Annotated in this window: 12 protein-coding genes and 1 tRNA gene; 4 read left to right on the forward strand and 9 right to left on the reverse strand. The window is 44.9% G+C overall.

The window, feature by feature from the left end; genetic code table 11:
* Positions 1 to 25 precede the first annotated feature (25 nt).
* Genes PP178_RS04665 through PP178_RS04675 form a run of 3 tightly spaced genes read right to left on the reverse strand, consistent with a single transcriptional unit; the run spans position 26 to position 2,659 of the window.
* A complete protein-coding gene (locus tag PP178_RS04665; RefSeq protein ID WP_272593145.1) occupies positions 26 to 799 on the reverse strand; it encodes an enoyl-CoA hydratase/isomerase family protein in 774 nt (257 codons plus the stop codon).
* A 19-nt stretch (positions 800 to 818) separates the two neighbouring features.
* The gene (locus PP178_RS04670) at positions 819 to 2,159 is read right to left on the reverse strand and encodes an MATE family efflux transporter (protein WP_272593146.1); all 1,341 of its coding nucleotides are present in this window, start codon (positions 2,157 to 2,159) and stop codon (positions 819 to 821) included.
* A complete protein-coding gene (locus PP178_RS04675; RefSeq protein WP_272593147.1) occupies positions 2,156 to 2,659 on the reverse strand; it encodes a GNAT family N-acetyltransferase in 504 nt (167 codons plus the stop codon). The genes PP178_RS04670 and PP178_RS04675 overlap by 4 nt, the downstream gene beginning before the upstream one ends.
* A 50-nt stretch (positions 2,660 to 2,709) precedes the next feature.
* On the opposite strand from PP178_RS04675, the gene PP178_RS04680 reads away from it, so the two are divergent.
* The 3 genes from PP178_RS04680 to PP178_RS04690 all read left to right on the forward strand — a co-directional run bounded on the left by PP178_RS04680 (position 2,710) and on the right by PP178_RS04690 (position 4,546).
* Entirely contained in the window at positions 2,710 to 3,507 is a 798-nt protein-coding gene (locus PP178_RS04680) for a universal stress protein (protein ID WP_272593148.1), read from the forward strand.
* Positions 3,508 to 3,566: 59 nt separating this feature from the next.
* Positions 3,567 to 3,640: transfer RNA gene (locus tag PP178_RS04685), tRNA-Ala, on the forward strand.
* Positions 3,641 to 3,832: 192 nt separating this feature from the next.
* Positions 3,833 to 4,546: an SDR family oxidoreductase gene (locus PP178_RS04690; protein ID WP_272593149.1), complete on the forward strand. Its 714-nt coding sequence runs from the start codon at positions 3,833 to 3,835 to the stop codon at positions 4,544 to 4,546.
* A gap of 2 nt (positions 4,547 to 4,548) precedes the next feature.
* Here the strand turns inward: PP178_RS04690 and PP178_RS04695 are convergent, their stop codons facing one another.
* From PP178_RS04695 to PP178_RS04710, 4 genes are all read right to left on the reverse strand, one after another.
* Positions 4,549 to 7,299: a PD-(D/E)XK nuclease family protein gene (locus PP178_RS04695; protein WP_272593150.1), complete on the reverse strand. Its 2,751-nt coding sequence runs from the start codon at positions 7,297 to 7,299 to the stop codon at positions 4,549 to 4,551.
* A 63-nt stretch (positions 7,300 to 7,362) separates the two neighbouring features.
* Positions 7,363 to 8,736, reverse strand: coding sequence for an OmpA family protein (locus tag PP178_RS04700; protein WP_272593151.1), 1,374 nt, complete (start codon positions 8,734 to 8,736; stop codon positions 7,363 to 7,365).
* Between the two features lie 113 nt (positions 8,737 to 8,849).
* Positions 8,850 to 10,043 carry a glycine C-acetyltransferase gene (gene kbl / locus PP178_RS04705; protein ID WP_272593152.1) on the reverse strand — a complete coding sequence of 398 codons (1,194 nt, stop codon included), beginning with the start codon at positions 10,041 to 10,043 and terminating at the stop codon, positions 8,850 to 8,852.
* Positions 10,044 to 10,048: 5 nt separating this feature from the next.
* Positions 10,049 to 13,174: a UvrD-helicase domain-containing protein gene (locus PP178_RS04710; protein ID WP_272593153.1), complete on the reverse strand. Its 3,126-nt coding sequence runs from the start codon at positions 13,172 to 13,174 to the stop codon at positions 10,049 to 10,051.
* A gap of 114 nt (positions 13,175 to 13,288) precedes the next feature.
* Between PP178_RS04710 and PP178_RS04715 the strand changes: the two genes are divergently transcribed.
* Positions 13,289 to 13,897, forward strand: a complete 609-nt coding sequence (locus tag PP178_RS04715; protein WP_272593154.1) for a superoxide dismutase — start codon at positions 13,289 to 13,291, stop codon at positions 13,895 to 13,897.
* Between the two features lie 1,185 nt (positions 13,898 to 15,082).
* Here PP178_RS04715 and PP178_RS04720 read toward each other — a convergent pair.
* Positions 15,083 to 16,987 carry an amidophosphoribosyltransferase gene (locus PP178_RS04720; RefSeq protein ID WP_272593155.1) on the reverse strand — a complete coding sequence of 635 codons (1,905 nt, stop codon included), beginning with the start codon at positions 16,985 to 16,987 and terminating at the stop codon, positions 15,083 to 15,085.
* A gap of 39 nt (positions 16,988 to 17,026) precedes the next feature.
* On the reverse strand, positions 17,027 to 17,953 hold the full coding sequence (locus PP178_RS04725) for a PfkB family carbohydrate kinase (protein ID WP_272593617.1): 927 nt from the start codon (positions 17,951 to 17,953) through the stop codon (positions 17,027 to 17,029).
* Positions 17,954 to 18,010: the final 57 nt, after the last annotated feature.

Here is an 18,010-nt window from a genome sequence, read left to right on the forward strand (position 1 = left end):
GTCGATTAAATAGAACAATAGGGATTTACTTCTTATTCTTGAATTTTTCCAATGCCTTCTTAGTTTCCGGTGATAATGCCAAGCGCCCGGATTCCTCGGCTCGTTCTGATAATAATTCCCCCCAATGTTCTGTTCCTTCCCAAAAGATTTTTTTGAGTGCATACAGAGCCTCGGGGTTGTATCCGGCCAATTGCTGGCTGAAGTGATCCAGCTCTTTGTCCATATCCGGGATAGATTCAAAGACTTTGGTAAACAGGCTTTTTTCCTTAGCCCAGTAGGCATTTTTCCACTCCGTTGGTGAAAGGGATAGTTCGGCCAAGCCCCCTTTGCCGATCTTACGTTCCACCGCCGGGGCTATGACCAAGGGAGCAATACCTATGGTGATCTCTGAAAGGCGTACAGATGCAGCTTCCGTGGCGAAAACATAATCGCAACCCGAGATAAGCCCGACTCCGCCCCCAACTGCTTTCCCTTGCACCCTGCCAATGATCGGTTTCTTACAGATTCGCATAGCGTTGAGCACACGAGCAAAACCGCTGAAGAATTCCTTTCCTTCCTCAAGGTTATCGATAGCCACCAGTTCGTCAAAAGATGCTCCGGCGCAGAATGCACGTTCTCCTTCAGATTGCAGTATAATCAGGGATACATCCGCCCTGCCAGACAATTTGATGATTTCCGCACCCAGGCGGGCCAGGAGTTCCGATACAAAAGAATTGCTGGCAGGATGCCCAAATTCTACTCTTGCCACCTTGTTGTTCACGTTGGTATAAAGGCTGCCATTCTCCCTGTTAGTGCTCATAAAAATTGTTTTCTCAAAATTAAACCTTTTGTAAGAGGGGACGAAATTTGACGCGGAACTTCCAGATCAGTGCTCCTCCCCGGATAGCCATCCAAACGAGAAAGGCAATCCAGATTCCAGAAATACCCCATCCCATATACTTTGTAAAGAATAATACCGGGACAAAACCGAGGAAGGTGGCGGAAAGTAGCACGTTTCTCAGGTATTTCATCTCACCCATACCTTTGAAAATACCGTCGAGCACAAAGGCAACCATATTGACAGGCAGCCCCAGGATCACTATAAAGAAAATGGAGGCAAAGGTATTCAGGACGGATGGGTCATTAGAAAAGATGTTCCCTATCTCGTTGTAGAATAGAAATGCGAGCAGCATTAATAAGCCACATACATATGCCCCGTATTTTGTCGTTTTTTTTGCCAGTCGCCACAATCCGTTGTAGTCGCGTGCACCCAGCAAGCGTCCGCCCATAATGTTCCCGGCTGCAGCGTATCCATCGATAAAGAAGGCTGCAAACAACCAGAGGTTAATGGCAATAGTGTGTGCTCCAATATACCGGTCACCAAGATCGGTAGCCTCGCGGACTGCCAGGATAAGTGCTGCATTAAGCGCAATGGCCCTGACAAAGAGATTCAGGCTCATATAGATGAGGTTCTTTAGTTCCGGGTGTACCGGGAATCGCGGTACCAGCCTTATATCGGTCTTTATGATGAGGAGCGCCAGCGCAATTACGGCCATCACTCCCTGGGAGACCAGGCTTGCCCAGGCGGCTCCCTCCAGGTACATAGGCGCTACCAGATCTTTAACACCGTAGACTAGGATGAAATCGAGTACTATGTTTAAGGACGTCCCTACAATGGCGATCATCATAGGGTAGAAGGTGTTCTGTAATCCTCGGAAGATTCCCATTACAGCGAAGACAAACAGGGTAAGCGGGAACCCCCATACACGGATACTGTAATAGGAAATACAATACTCCAGGATCTTGCCGGAGGCATTCAGCAGCATAAAGATCTCCTCGATAACGAAGATAGTGGATAGCAGTACGAGCACACTCAAAAGAATGTTGAAAAAGATGGCCTGGGCCGGAAGGGATTTAATTTCCTCTAATTTTTCTGCTCCCAGGTATTGTGATATCAGGGCCGAAATGGCACTACGGGTCTGCCCGAGGATCCAGATCAGCATAGAAAGAAAAGATCCCACGATACCAACAGCCGCCAGGGATTCCAGTCCGTTCACCGGGATGTTCCCGACCACGGCAGTATCCGTTATGGATAGTACGGGTTCTGCGATCCCGGCAATAATGGCAGGAACAGCGAGTTTGTTGATCTTTTTTCGAGTAACGGTTATTCTGGATTTCAATGCAGCTCTAATTCGTAACAGTAAAAAGGATACGGGCTTTGTTCGGGAAGGTCTATAGATCCCAGACGCGTATACCCCCGAGATTCGTAGAATCTTTGGTTCCCCGGATTCTGGCTAAAGGTATCTAATCTGATGGAAACCATTCCCGTTTCCCTGGCCTTGTCTTCCACATAATCCATCAATTTACCGGCCAGGCCATTTCTCTGGAACTGTGGGTGAACGGCAAGACGGTGAACATAGCCATGGAAACCCTCAGGGCTAAGCCAGCGTATATCTTCGTATTCCGGGTCTTTTATGGTAGTGAGTACCACCAGGCCTTTAATAATTCCGTCTTCTTCAAGAATATATAACTCCCTGCGATTGATGTCTTTAGTCAGGACCTCGGGATTAGGGTAAGATTCGTTCCACTGTAAGATACCCTTTGAGAACATATCCTCCGTACATGCCCTTGTAATTGCTAGGATATCCGGGATTTCGAGTATCTTTGCCCTCCTGATCATTTGACAGTCTATAATTTGTCCCTAAATTAAGGGTTATAATTCTAACAGATATGAAGAATATTTTAGTTCCTATAGGGACATCACCGGACAGCCATGAAACCCTTCAGTATGCTGTAAATTTCGCCACCGATTTTAATTGCAGGATCTATGTGATGGAAGTTTTCAGTGTTCCCGCGGTGGCAGGAAGCCTGACAAACATAGAGGAGAAAGTTGCCGAAAGCAGTAAGGAGCACCTTAAAACAGTCATTGCCAAAGTAGATGCCAAGGGTGTTGAAATTAAAATAGCAACATACAATGGGGATCTGATCAGTGGACTTAAGGAGATCGATAATGAGCTCGGGATCGATTTAATCATCCTTGCGCCGAGAAGTAATGATATAAAAGAAGAGCTCTACCTGGGGAATACTTCGGGCAGGATCATTAAGCGCACTGATATCCCTACTCTAATCGTACCCAAAGGGTACGAATACGGTCCTTACAAAACTATCTTAACCGCTTTTGCTTCAGGTGTACTCAAGAAAAAAAGGGTGTTAGACCCCCTGATTGCGATAAAGAAATACTACGATTCTCATATCAATCTTTTGCTGGTCAAGAACCCCGGGTATAAAGAAACAGACTTAAAGGTCAACACTGCACTTATGGATATTTCGTCCCAGATGACGATTACCGAACATGCGACCACATATCTGGGGGTATTAGAGCACTTACAGTCGCAGCAACCCGATCTGCTCTGTGTTTTCAGAAGAAAAAGAGGGTTTTTTACAAGTCTCTGGGAAAAGAACACTATACTAAAAGCAGAGTTTTCTGCCCGTATCCCTGTTTTAGTGCTCAGTGTTAAAAAGGACTGATGAAGATTTCATTTTGATTGTTGTTCAAAATGTATTTTCTTTGCCCTTCCTAAACAGTTGGGGGATTAGCTCAGCTGGCTAGAGCGCTTGCATGGCATGCAAGAGGTCACCGGTTCGACTCCGGTATTCTCCACAAACCCTTCCAGATCGGAAGGGTTTTTTTATGCCTACTGTCCAAATTTCCTTTCAGGATAAACAGAGGTAAGCACCATACGGTAACGAAGTACATTTTATACGGGCCTGTTGTACTTATTTAAGAAAAGTATAACGGTCACAATTTCAATCTCCACCTATCTGAGCTTATTTTAGAGGAAAAGCAGAACATATGAGAGACTTAAAAGATAAAGTAGCCTACATTACCGGAGGATCTAAAGGAATAGGATACGGAGTAGCAGAAAGGCTTTTAGAAGCCGGGATGAGAGTAGCGATAAGTGGCCGTAAGCTGGATGGAGTTCAGAAGGCAGCGGATAAACTGGGAAAGTCAGACCGAGTACTGGCCATAGCTTCTGATGTGACCAAACTTGAGGATGAAAAGAAAGCCGCTGCTAAGATTTTGGATACCTGGGGTCAAATAGATGTAGTACTGGCGAATGCCGGGGTGGGGCATTTTGCGGCCGTAGATGAATTGAGCGATTCCGATTGGCACCAGATGATAAACACAAATTTGAACGGTGTATTCCATACGTTGAAAGCAACTGTCAATGCTCTGAAAAAGTCTGAAGGGTATTATATGACACTTGCCAGCCTTGCAGGAACCAATTTCTTTGCTTCCGGATCGGGTTATAATGCAACAAAATTTGGGGTGGTCGGATTTACACAGGCTGCAATGCTGGACCTGCGACCCTATGGCATTAAGGTTTCCACTATCATGCCGGGTTCTGTCGCAACTCATTTCAACGACCACCAACCTTCAGAGAAAGACGCCTGGAAGATTCAGCCCGAAGATATTGGGGAACTGGTATACGACCTGCTTAAAATGCATCCCAGGACCCTACCGAGTAAGGTTGAGGTAAGACCAACACGTCCGGACAAAAAATAGGTTCAGGCAGACTTTTCGGTAAAAGGGATAGCGGGGTTACAGATCTCCTGTAACAACTTATGCAGTTGCACCTTAAAAGAGTTCAGTGTGTCCCCGTTGATTGTGAAATTTTTGTCTTTAACGCTGGAGTGTGATGATTTCTTGGTGGCAAAGCGAATGAGCCCGGAATTCAGACTTTTAAAAGCTATAATCCCCGCTTCCATATCGGAGGTGGGGTTTTCTTTGTAATACATATAGGCATAGGCCAGTAATTGGAAAGCCTTATTGTACTTTTCTTCGCTTATCATGTCATCCCATTCTATCAATTCCGTGTTCCCACTGCTGGCCTGCCCGGTTTTATAGTCTATGATCCTCAGGACGCCGTCAAATTCATCAATCCTGTCAATCTGCCCCCTGAGGTGCACAGGGAAAGAAATGCCGGGAACTTCTACGGTAACCTTCATATTTTTTTCAAGCCCGATGATCCTGATCGTATGATGCTCTGCATCTTTCTTTTCCATGGTGATAAAACGCTCCAGGTATCTTACAATAACATGGTATACGATAAGGTTTTGTCCATACGATATATCCACTTCTCCGTAGTTCTTTGCATAGGCTTCACGAACTGTTTTTTCGATCTTGCCGTGTAATTGATCTAGAGCTTGTGGACTAAGGTATTCCCCGATAAAGGGTGTATAAAGAGCCTCAAGACTGTCATGAACGATGGTCCCGAAAACACTGGCTGAAACAGTTTCTTCAACCTCTTCCACGTCCTGTATACCCAGAACGGACTTCCTATAAAATGTCAGTGGATCGCGAATGTAGTTGGTCAGGGAAGTAGGCGAGAATCCCTTGGCAGCGATATCTTTTAATCGCTCCTGTAATAGAGCGTCTTTCTCAATAGTGACAGGGCTATGGAGATCCGGTTTGATATCAGGGCTTGCAAGCTGCTCTTCTACCAATGTATTGGGTGGAGGATCTGAGAGTAATTGCGAGATAAGCCTGCTTTTTTCCCCTCCTTCAAGCGTATCAGGAACCGAGTTATAGAGCAGGTATACTTTTTTTGCCCGTTGCAGCAACCTGTAAAAGTGATATGAATACACGGCATCTTTCTCTTTATACGTCGGAAGGCCAAACGATCGTTTGATATCAAATGGGATCAGGGAATTATGAGCTTTCCCCGAAGGAAGGACACCTTCATTGACCGAGGTCAGAATAACGGTATCAAAATCGAGATTTCTGCTTTCAAGCATTCCCATCACTTGCAATCCTTCTAAAGGTTCGCCACGAAAATCGACGGTTTCCGATTCCAACAGAGACCGATATAGGCTTTCCAGGGTGCGCAGGTCGTTAATCTCTGAATAGGTTTGCAGGTGGGTTTCCAATTCATTGAAAAGGGTATAAAACCCATACAGGTGCTCAAGGGCCAGGAATTGTTCATTCTGCTGAAAATAGTCCTTTAAGGTCCTGATCAGCTCGGTGCATTTAGCAAGAAAGATCTTCGGATTGTTAGCCTCTTCAAAGAACAGCAGGGAAAGCATATATGGATGCGCTCCTGTTTCATCTGCTAACTTCTGCTGGTTGAGAAAACTCAGGTTCTTTTCTTTGATAGCCTGTTGTATATTCTGGGTTCCCCCGGAAGGATCCGCAGTGTTGAGTAAGGCAACATAAGGGTGAGAAAGTAAGGCAAGCACATTCTTGTAATACCAGCCTAGAGATACTTTATCCAGGTGTAAGGCAAACAACTGGTTGAACAGGCCGGCGACGGGTGTTTTACCCAAAGGGTATCCCATAGTGATATTAATAGGACCAATGCCGTCTGGTAAGGCATGTACCAAAGGGTTTAGCAAACCTTCATCACCCAGGACAACCGCTGTTCTGCTACCTTGTGAAACAGCTTCTTCCCGTAGCAGAGAGGAAACGTACTTCACCTGTGAAACATTCTTGGGTACGCCGATAACGCGGATATGTTTAATTCCGGAAAAATTATCTTGTAAACCGGCCAGGGAGTTTTCTTTAAAATAAGGCCACCTCTGGCGATATGATCTGATAAAGTGCCCGGCTTCATGCTGGGGGTCATCGATAAAATAGGGGTCAGCATCCCAATAGATCTCGGCTTTATTCTCACCCAGTAAGAATTGGATGATTTCAGATTCTGCTTTGTTCAGGGCATTGAACCCAATAAAAATATGTTGGTCGCCGGGATGTTGTTCCGTGTAGGTCTTAATTTTTTCACAAGCTGTCCTGTAGACCATTCCTTGGTACCCGAGGCCCTGGCGTTTCAGACGGGTAGAGAAGAGCAGGTAGATGTCTTGTAATTGACTCCAGAACCGAAGATAATTTTTGATCATCGGGGTCTGGTCTTCGCTGGCAGACCAGTGTTCAATTTCTCTCGCGGAACTGAGGTAGGAAAAAAGCTCTGATGCCGGAACCAGGTATCGGTCTATTTCATTAAAGTCCTGTAGAAGGAGCTGACCCCATTTAGAAAACTGGTAAAAACTTTCATGGTCTCCCGTATGGGCTTCGCAATAACTGGAATATAATTCAAAGAGTAATTGGGTGTTCGTAGCGTATTTAAGACCCGAGAGTTCTTCGATAAAGGTCTCAATACTGTAGATGCGGGGGGCAAATATGGTCTTTTTCACTGATTTCCTCAGGTAATCCTGCAGGTAACTACCCGCTCGTTTACTGGGGAGTATAAAGACGGTATCGGAAAGTGAAGAATGTTTTTCAAGGCTCTTGGCAACGACCTCTTCGAGGAAACTTTTATGCATGCCTTAAAAATAAAAAAAGCTCCGCAATTGCGGAGCTTTTAAATTTATATAGATGGATAAATCTTACTCTTTTACTAAGTTGATCTCTACCCTTCTGTTCTGAGCTCTACCAGCCCTAGTGTTATTAGTAGCGATAGGCTTATCTTCACCGAAACCTTCGGCAGATAACCTGAACTCATCTACTCCGTTATTTACTAAATACTCTTTCACAGAAAGTGCACGAGCTTCAGAAAGACTCTTGTTCAATTTGTTGCTACCAGTGCTGTCTGTGTGACCTTCAACTGTGAACTTAGCAGTTGGGTACTCGTTCAAAATCTCGATGATATCAGCAAGAACAGGCTCTGATGCTTCTTGGATACTTGATTTTCCAAGGTCGAAAAGGATTGTTCTGGCGTACTCATTTAATTGCTTCTGAACTTCTTCAGTTACTTCTGGGCAACCTTCGTTGGCAACAGTACCGGCAGTTTCAGGACACTTGTCATCTTTGTCAAGTACACCGTCATTGTCGCTGTCGGGCCATGGGCATCCGTTGTTTTCAGATGGACCAGCTTCGTTAGGACACTCATCATCTTTATCAGCTACACCGTCTCCGTCAGCATCAGGGCAACCGGCAAGAGCAGCAAGACCGGCTTCAGCAGGACAAGCATCATCTTTATCAGCTACACCATCACCATCTTGGTCAGGGCATCCGTTCATTTCCATAGATCCGGCTTCGTTAGGACAAGCGTCTTTGCTGTCTTCGATTCCATCACCGTCAGCATCAGGACATCCGTTGAACGCCTCAAGTCCAGGTACTTCAGGACAAGCATCGTCTTTGTCATAGATTCCGTCACCATCAGTATCAGTTCCACCGAACTTGATAGAAACACCAGCCATGTGCTGGAAATGCTTTACTAAGTAATCCTCGAAAGAATGCTTGTAAGAAGACTGAAGTGTAAGACCGAAGTTGTCAGAAAACCAAAGGTTAAAACCAACGCCTCCGTTAACAGTTCCGGCTCCTACTTCGTCAACCCAAGTATAACCACCACCAATCTCAACGAAAGGATCGATCATAGTGTCATCCAGGAAAGCATATTTAATAGTACCATCTACAGCGTAGTGAGAAAGGTCGTCAACACGTACATCTCCTAGGTTGCTGATCCTGTTCAAAGAACCACGCACACCTACAGCGAAGTTGTCACCAACCGAGCGGCTAACAGCGATGTAAGATACGGACGGAAGAATGTTCCAGTGGTCATTTGCATTGAAATATTCGCTTCCGAAAGTTCCTGCTTCAAAGCCGAAGTTGGCTTGGGCATCTTCAGCACCGGTTGGATACACATCTATAGCGTTCACACCAAAGCTTACCTGCCAAGGATTATTTTCATCTTGCGCTTGTAGGTTGTTAAACCCAATAAAAAGTAGGCCAACAACTAATAATCTGCTAAGCTGTTTCATGTTCAAAATTTTAAGTTTAAGTGTTTATTAGACGCAAATGTAAGTTGTTAAAAATTATTAACAAAATCAATTTATTATTTTTTTTAACGCTTTTACAGGGCGAAAATAACGGTTTAAATAATTTCTAAAGCCTTGCCAACCTCCTTAAATGCAAGGATTGCGCGGTCTAAATGTTCTTTTTTATGGGCCGCACTCAGTTGAACCCTTATACGCGCCTTACCTTTTGGCACAACCGGATAGAAAAATCCGATCACATAGATGCCTTTATCCAGTAGCATATTGGCCATCTTCTGGGAGAGCTTTGCATCGTACAACATTACCGGGACAATAGCAGAGTCTCCGTCTATGATATCAAAGCCCGCATCTTTGATTCCTTTCTTAAAATAACGAGTATTTTCCTCAAGTTGATCCCTGAGTTCTGTACTGTTGCTCAGCATGTCAAAAACCTTGATAGAGGCTCCCACAATAGCCGGCGCCAGGGAATTGGAGAAAAGATAAGGCCTGGAGCGTTGTCTCAGGAGTTCGATGATCTCCTTCTTGCCCGTCGTATAACCGCCCATGGCACCACCCATTGCCTTGCCCAAGGTCCCGGTGATGATATCAATCCTGTCCATAACACCTTTTTCTTCCAGGGTACCGCGTCCTGTTTCACCAATAAAACCGGTCGCATGGCATTCGTCTATCATGACCAGGGCATCGTACTTATCGGCTAGATTACAAATTTCGTCTAATGGAGCCACCAGGCCATCCATGGAGAAAACACCATCGGTCACGATAAGCTTAAAACGGGCACCATCCTCGTTGGCCTGCTTTAACTGCTTTTCCAAGTCTTCCATGTTATTATTAGCGTACCTGTACCGGCCAGCTTTACATAGGCGCACTCCATCGATAATAGAAGCGTGATTCAGGGAGTCCGAGATAATGGCATCTTCCGCCGTGAGCAAGGGTTCAAAAATCCCGCCGTTGGCATCAAAACATGCTGCGTATAGAATGGTGTCTTCTGTCCCGTAATATTCCGCGATCTTATTCTCCAGTTCTTTATGGATATCCTGGGTTCCGCAAATGAATCTTACAGATGACATTCCAAACCCATGACTGTCCATAGTATCCTTAGCTGCCTGCACTACGTCTGGATGCGACGATAGCCCCAGGTAGTTGTTGGCGCAGAAATTGATCACCTCCTGCCCGGTAGATATTTTTATTACCGCATCCTGGGGGCTGGTAATGATTCGCTCTTCTTTGTAAAGCCCGGCTTCTTTGATTTCTGCCAGTTCTTTTTGTAAATGATCTTTGATTTTTCCGTACATAGTTTTTATATAAATTCCGGCCTTACCGTTTCTTCCACATAAACGATGATCTTGTGGATGACTCTGTATCCCATGGCCTCTAAAGCATCAGCATAGGTATACAGCTGTTCGTGGTAGCCGGGGTTTTTCTTTCCAGTCTTATAATCGATAATGACAGCGGTGTCGTCTTGCAGTACCAGCCTGTCCGGTCGCAAAAATAGCCCATTTTCAGTAATTATAGGCATCTCGTTTTTAATGTTCCTTCCCTCAGTATAGTAGGGTGCTAGTTGCGGATGGCTGACAATGCTGCCGGCAAGTTTTTTGAGTTCTGTAGCCATTTCCTGGTCGATCGCTCCTCTGTTCAACATAGCTTCTATGACAGGAGCAATGTCTTCAGGGGTATAGACTTCTGCCAGGAGGGCGTGCAAAAGGTTACCCCGGCCAAGGGCCAGTTCTCGTCCTGTATCCCATAGCATACCGGAGGTGGTCACTATATCGAGTTCCGGTCTGTCCTTTCTAGAATAAACGAAGGGGATAGAGGATTCATCTGCCAGAGGTTTCCCAGGCTCAGTTAATGACAGGGATCCAAACTCATAACGAGATTTGGTTTTGTCCCATAGTCCTTGTGAATTCAGGAAAAAAACAAACAAATCTGAATAAGTCTTTACTTCGTCTTTTACTTTGGTCGGGGCATCAGTGAAAATATAAAGTGCCTGTTCTGGCCTTGTCATGGCTACATATAGCAGATTAAAGGCGTCCATTTCTTGTTTTTGCTGTTCCTCCTGGTGCAGTTGTTCGGCAATTGGGTTGTAATGGCACATTTCTTCCTTTTGTGAAAGCAATAAGGTAGGGAAGCCATGATGTTTTTCAGGGTCTACAGGTAGCCACAGAAGGGTGTCGTTCCTACCTGAAGAAGCGTAGATACCGGTATTGGCAAAAGGATAGATTACCACCGGGAATTCAAGCCCCTTTGCTTTATGAACAGTCATGATCTGAATGGCGTTCATGGCTTCCGGGGCAACAATGCTTAGTTTGTCTTTTTTCTTATCCCAGTGTTCGAGGAAGGAGACCATGCTACCGTCAGTCTTTTGCTCAACCAGTAGTGCTTCATCCAGGAGGTAGGTGATGTAGGCATCAGAAACAGGTGCCAAGTCAAATTTACTGGTGGCATATTCCAGGCTGTCATAAACGGTAGCTTCCCTGAGATAACCTATATCAAAACCATAAGTTTCTAATAGGTATTGATCCAGGGAATTCAGTTGTGTCCGAATAATGGTATGCTTCTCTGCTTCCTCCCTGAGCAGGAAAGAAAGAACTTCGTACGAGATGGCTTGTTCTTTGGGTGACAGACAATGCCTGAGCAGATTTATGAGAAATTGAACCGGTTCGTGGCTCGCCAGGAGAAGGGTTTCTGATGATATGATGGGGATGCCCTGTTCTAAAAGAAAATCAGCGATGAGTATCCCCTGTGCTTTGGTCCTGGTAAGTATGCACAGATCGGAATAACTGTAATTCTTAGCCAGGGTCTCCTCGATGGCTTTACAAACCTCCTGGCAATAAATTTCGTTTTTGTGTTCGTCATCCGTGCCCTGTATAAACTGTAAGGACACATAACCTCCCTCCTTGTTATTGTATTGTTGGGAGTTTCCCTGCAGATACATGGACTCGTAAGTAGGATTGCCAAGCAATCCACTGGTCCGGGTAAAGAAATCGTTGTTAAAGCGGATTATTTCCCTGCTGCTCCGGTAATTAGTGGGTTTTTCCTGCAGACTTGGAGCTGTGACAAAAGGATTGGATGATCTATTGAACAACTGCATAAATTGTTCTGCATGCCCTCCACGCCAGCGGTATATGGCCTGTTTGGCATCACCGACCAATAGTAGCGTGCCTTCATTGCCCTGCTCATCCTTACTTTCCAGTGCATTACTGATCAGCGGAACAAGGTTATTCCATTGCATCTCTGAAGTGTCCTGGAATTCATCGATAAAATAATGACGATACTTTTCTCCCAGTCGTTCGTAAATGAAGGGAGCAGGCTGATCGCGAATAGCTTCGGAGATCAGGGTGTTAAAGAAAGAGATGGGTAATTGGTCTCTTTCTTTCTGCAGCATCTCTACTTCTTTCCTGATACTGTTCAGGACCATTAGCGGCACCATGTGATTCAACACGTTGGTAAGGAAGGAAAGGTGGTAGAAGGTATTCTTGATCTGCTCAAAACCACGCGTCAATTGAGGCATTAAACCATCTAAGGTGCTTTTAACGGAGTCCGGAGCGGCTTTTTTGTAAAGATCTTTTTCGCCAAAGGATTTTTTCCAGCCGGCCTTGAAGTCGATAGCCAGATCCCCCGCTGCTATTTTCTCCATAAAAACAGGGAAGTATTTTCCTGTAAAATCAGAATCCTCAAGACCTTCAGCACGGACCGAGTCCAGGATTAACCTGGCTATTTTGACCAGGTCTTCCTCGGCGCGCTCCTTATCCTTTTGCAGCATTTTTCTTAGCTGCTTAAAGTCTTCCAGGCTTTTTCCTTCAAGCTTTTTGAGTTCAGCAGCGTGGTTCTCCTCAAAGACCAGCTTCCCTATCTTAAGCAAGTCATTACTAATGTTCCAGCTTTTATCGTCCTCCGTTTTTGCCAGGGCAAAATCGATAAGAATGTCAGAAAGCCTGGAATCTTTCCCGGCCTTGCTGAGCAATCGGTTAACTGCCTCTTCCAGCAGTAGATCGGTTTCGAGCACCACTTCAAAATTCTGGGGTAAAAGCAGGTCTCGTGCAAAAGTCCTGATCAACCGATGGTTGAAACGGTCTATGGTGGCGATGTCAAAAAATGCATAGTTATGCAGTATCTCTTTTAACACCTGCCGGGATCGTTCCTGCAGGGCTCGTGGCTCCATGCCCAACACATCACAAAGACTTTGAAACATATAAGTGGACCGCTGGGGCAGCGGATCCTGCCCAAAATCGGATAGGCTGTTCAGGATACGGTCTTTCATTTCCGTAACCGCCTTATTGGTAAAGGTGATCGCCAGAATCTGCCTGAATTTCCTGCTCGGTCCCGGGCGTAGAATTATTTTAAGGTATTCCTGGACCAGGGTAGATGTCTTTCCTGATCCGGCTGAAGCACTGAATATTTTGTAGGGAGTGTCCTGCACCTTCATTTTAGCTGCAAAATAAGCATTCTTAAAAGGTTCTTAACAAATAATTAGCTGAATATGTTTTCTATAATCCATAAATTTGGAAGACTGATTTTATTAACGAAAAACACTAAACACATGGCTTTTGAATTACCAAAGTTACCTTATGCATATGACGCCCTGGAACCGCATATAGATGCGCGTACCATGGAAATACATCATACAAAACACCACAATGGTTACACGACTAAACTGAACGATGCTATTAAAGGCTCTAACCTGGAAGGGAAGTCGATCGAATCCATCCTGGAAAACCTGGATATGTCCAATACGGCAGTCAGGAACAACGGTGGTGGGTTTTACAATCACAACCTTTTCTGGGAGGTAATGTCGCCGGACGGTGGTGGAAACCCTTCAGGAGAGCTAGCCGATGCCATTGACAGCGCATTTGGATCTTTTGATACTTTTAAGGACAAGTTCAGTTCCGCTGCGGGAAGCCGTTTTGGTTCCGGATGGGCCTGGTTGTGCGTTCATAAAGGAGGGAAACTCGAGATATGCTCAACCCCCAACCAGGATAATCCCCTGATGCCAGCCACTGGCTGCGGAGGTCATCCGATTCTTGGCCTGGACGTATGGGAACATGCGTATTACCTTAATTACCAGAACAGAAGACCTGATTACATCACGGCATTTTTTAATGTGATCAACTGGGATAAGGTTTCAGAACTTTACAGTAAAGGGAAATAATCCTGAATTACATATATAAATAACCCGGGTGAACAGCCCGGGTTTTTTTATTCTATATAAAATAGAAAAGGGCAGAGAAGTCTCTGCCCTTTTCGTCCCAAATCTTACCATAAACTTAACCTACTTATGCTATGGCAGTACTAAATTACTGGTATTGTGAGAAATAACAAAGAAAAATAGTGAAATTTTAGCGAATATCCCCTATCAAAAAAGGGGGTGCCGGAAGAATTTGAAAGGTTTTTAACCTAATTAGCTGATAATGAAACATAAAAAAGGCAGGGTTGCGCCCTGCCTTTTTTCCCCAAATCTTACCATGAACTTAACCTACTTATGCTATGGTCCTTCAAATGTAAGTGCAAGCTAGTAGGTGCAAAAACCTTATAGACGAACTCCCATAAAAACAGTCAAAAAGGAAACGCTGAACGTAGGGTGTAAGAAAATCGGAAAATGTTTAACGACTTGTAGGAATGATTTGTAATCAAGTGATTAGTGCGTATAGGGCCAAATAAAAAGGGCGGAGATCAACTCCACCCTTTTCCCCAAATCTTACCATGAACTTAACCTACTTATGCTATGGTCTTCCAAAGATAGAGGTGTTATAAGAGAGTTGGGGAAGTTTTCGGTTCAACACCCTGTTTTTTTGCTGAATTGCAAGGGGATGAGCTTAAAGAATACAGGATAAAGTGAAGAGTTAACTATTCTTGGGAGTAGTGAAAATAAAAAGGCAGGGTTATCCCCTGCCTTTTCCCCAAATCTTACCATGAACTTAACCTACTTATGCTATGGTTCTTCAAATGTAATAGGAAAGGGAGCAAATGTGATAAGCTCTTAGATAAACGTATGATTAATCGGACGAAATGCATTAATGGGCTGATATATAGACCTTAAAGGGAATAATACTATTGCATAGTAAAAATTCTGCGGAGTCAGGATAGTAACAAGTTAGGTATCGGAAAGAAATTGGTGTGGGGAAACCCCTAAGGGTGTTAAGTGGAGGGGTAAAAATAAAAGCCAATAAAAAAGGTGGAGAGAACTCCACCTTTTTTGCCCCAAATCTTACCATGAACTTAACCTACTTATGCTATGGCAGGTCTAAAGTATTATGGTTTACAGGCCTGGAATCAGAAAGCCGTTAAACGACGCAGATTATCGATGAAATGCACAAAAACATGCATTTCGTCGGGATTATGCCGAATAGGCCCGCTCTTTCTTGCCTTCGTAAAAATTGATAAATGCTTTATTTACTACGCGGTTCCCGCCGGGAGTTGGATAGTCACCGGTGAAATACCAATCACCCAGGTTTTTGGGACAAGCCTTGTGGAGGCTTTCGATGGTCTGGTAGATAATCTGAACCTCTGCTCTAACCTCCGCCGGACACAGTAAAGCGGCAATTTTCTCAGAGATTTCATCAGCGGTGAAGGGCGCGTAGAATTCTTTTACATGGTTCACCACTTCGTGATCCTTAGATTTCAGCTGCCCGAGGCATTTTTGGTAAATAGCTTCTACCTGCGGCATCGTACCACGGTCCTTATGCAGTTCCAGTGCAGCCCTAAAAGCGACAAAATCCTCTAAGCGTGCCATATCTATCCCGTAACAATCGGGATACCTGATCTGGGGTGCGGATGAAACTACGATGATCTTTTTAGGTGAAAGTCGATCCAAAATGCGTAAAATACTCTTTTTAAGCGTCGTTCCCCGAACAATACTGTCATCTATGATGACGAGGTTATCATCAGGGTTTACAGAGCCATAAGAAATGTCATAGACGTGAGCCACCAGGTCGTCACGGGTATCGTCCTGGGTGATAAATGTCCGAAGTTTGGCATCCTTGATGGCGACCTTCTCTATCCTCGGCCTGATTTCCAGGATCTCCCGAAGTTGTTCGGAAGTGATAGCGGGTCCAAGTTCCAGGATCTGTTCTTCCTTTTTGCGGTTCAGGTAGTTCTGGGCCTCTTTTACCATCCCGAAAAACGAGGTTTCTGCCGTATTAGGGATGTAGGAGAAGACCGTATTTTTCATATCATTTCCGATAGAATCCAGGATTTGTGGAAACAGAAAGCGCCCCAGGTTCTTGCGTTCCTCGTAGATCTCCTTATCACTGCCCCTGGAGAAGTAGATCCTCTCAAAGGAACAGGCTTTGCGTTCGCGGGGTTCAAGAATCTTCTTAATGTTCATGCTTCCGGATTTCTTCACGATGATAGCGTGTCCCGGGTCCAGTTCTTTTACAGATTCGTAAGGAACGTTGAATACCGTCTGTATGGCGGGCCTTTCAGAAGCGACTACCACCACTTCTTCGTCCTCGTAATAATAAGCCGGGCGTATCCCGGAGGGATCCCGTAAGACGAAAGCATCCCCGTGTCCGATGAGACCGGCCATGGCATAGCCACCATCCCAGTTCTTCGACGCTTTCTTAAGGATCTTGGCTAATTTGAGTCGCTCTGCAATAAGGGGGGAGGCTTCCATTTTGGTAAAACCTTCTTTTTTTATCTCCTTATAGAGTTTCGCAACAGCGTCATCCAGGAAGTGACCTATTTTTTCCATCACCGTAATGGTGTCTGCCATCTCCTTGGGGTGCTGACCTAATTGCACGAGGTTGTCAAACAGCTCGCTCACATTGGTCATATTAAAGTTCCCGGCAACGATAAGATTCCTGTGCATCCAGTTATTCTGGCGAAGGAAAGGATGGACACTTTCAATGCTGTTCTTCCCGAAGGTTCCGTAGCGCACATGTCCTAACAATACCTCCCCTATATAAGGAATGAACTTCTTCTGTTTGGCAACATCATCGCGATACTCCGGATTTTCTTCCAGCGACTGGTTGATCCTTTCATTGATCTGGGCAAAAATATCTTGAATGGGTTGTGACTGTATAGATCGCGCCCTGCTCATATATCGCTCCCCGGGTTGCATATCCAATTTAATGCTTGCAAAACCAGCACCGTCCTGTCCGCGGTTATGCTGCTTTTCCATCATCAGGTACATTTTGTTTACGCCGTAAAAAGCTGTACCGTATTTTTTCTGGTAGTATTCCAGGGGTTTACGAAGGCGAATTAATGATATCCCGCATTCGTGTTTGATGGCATCACTCATAATATCTTTTCCGTGCAATTACCCTGTCCGTGCAAGGTGTTACTCTATTTCAATGTCAAACTGGGTCAGTTCTACAAACTCTTGCAGACGTTGCCCTACTTCTTTTCTATCCAGGTTTTGCATCCGTTCCGTCCCAAAGCGTTCAACACAGAAGGAGGCAAGATTAGACCCGTGTATAACGGCATTCCTGAGATTGTTGAAAGAGATGTTTCCGCTTTCTGTAACATGGCCGACAAATCCACCGGCAAAGGTATCTCCTGCTCCAGTTGGATCAAAGACCTCTTCTAATGGGAGAGCAGGGGCAAAAAAGATTCTCTCTTTGTGGAATAATAGGGCGCCGTGTTCTCCTTTTTTAATAACCACGTATTTGGGACCCATTTCATGAATGGCAGCAGCAGCTCTTACTAAGGAATATTCATGGGTGAGTTGCCTGGCCTCTTCGTCATTGATCGTGATCACGTCCACCTTCTCGATTACCTTCATCAATTCTGGCAAGGTAGTGTCCATCCAGAAATTCATGGTGTCCAGAACGATCAATTTTGGCCGCTCTTCCATCTGTTCTATGACGCTTAATTGGACGCTTGGGTGCAGGTTGCCGAGCATTACGACATCCGCATCTTTAAAGTTGTCCGGGACAACCGGCTTAAAATCGATGAGAACATTGGGTTCTGTAGCCAGGGTTTCCCGTGTATTCAGGTCATTGCCATATTTGCCACTCCAGAAAAAGGTCTTACCCCCGGGGACAATCTCTATCCCGGAAATATCTATATTCCGGTCATTTAATAGGTCCAGGTAGTCTTGTGGAAAGTCTTCCCCCACAACTGAAATTATCGCCGCATCCAAATCAAAATGTGAAGCCGCAAGACCGATAAATGTGGCTGCCCCACCTAGGATCTTATCTGTTTTTCCGAAGGGTGTCTCGATGGCGTCGAAAGCCACAGTCCCTACTATGAGTAATTTCCCCATTTGCTTTTCAAAAATTTGGTGCAAATATACGGTTTTGTTATTCCATTATGCCCTCAA

This window comes from Zeaxanthinibacter sp. PT1 (assembly GCF_028464225.1).
GTDB lineage: Bacteria > Bacteroidota > Bacteroidia > Flavobacteriales > Flavobacteriaceae > Zeaxanthinibacter.

Coding starts and splice junctions, on each gene's coding strand:
- PP178_RS04665 (WP_272593145.1), bottom strand. CDS start 799: ATGAGCACTAACAGGGAGAATGGCAGCCTTTATACCAACGTGAACAAC.
- PP178_RS04675 (WP_272593147.1), bottom strand. CDS start 2,659: ATGATCAGGAGGGCAAAGATACTCGAAATCCCGGATATCCTAGCAATT.
- PP178_RS04680 (WP_272593148.1), top strand. CDS start 2,710: ATGAAGAATATTTTAGTTCCTATAGGGACATCACCGGACAGCCATGAA.
- PP178_RS04690 (WP_272593149.1), top strand. CDS start 3,833: ATGAGAGACTTAAAAGATAAAGTAGCCTACATTACCGGAGGATCTAAA.
- PP178_RS04695 (WP_272593150.1), bottom strand. CDS start 7,299: ATGCATAAAAGTTTCCTCGAAGAGGTCGTTGCCAAGAGCCTTGAAAAA.
- PP178_RS04700 (WP_272593151.1), bottom strand. CDS start 8,736: ATGAAACAGCTTAGCAGATTATTAGTTGTTGGCCTACTTTTTATTGGG.
- kbl (WP_272593152.1), bottom strand. CDS start 10,043: ATGTACGGAAAAATCAAAGATCATTTACAAAAAGAACTGGCAGAAATC.
- PP178_RS04710 (WP_272593153.1), bottom strand. CDS start 13,174: ATGAAGGTGCAGGACACTCCCTACAAAATATTCAGTGCTTCAGCCGGA.
- PP178_RS04715 (WP_272593154.1), top strand. CDS start 13,289: ATGGCTTTTGAATTACCAAAGTTACCTTATGCATATGACGCCCTGGAA.
- PP178_RS04720 (WP_272593155.1), bottom strand. CDS start 16,987: ATGAGTGATGCCATCAAACACGAATGCGGGATATCATTAATTCGCCTT.
- PP178_RS04725 (WP_272593617.1), bottom strand. CDS start 17,953: ATGGGGAAATTACTCATAGTAGGGACTGTGGCTTTCGACGCCATCGAG.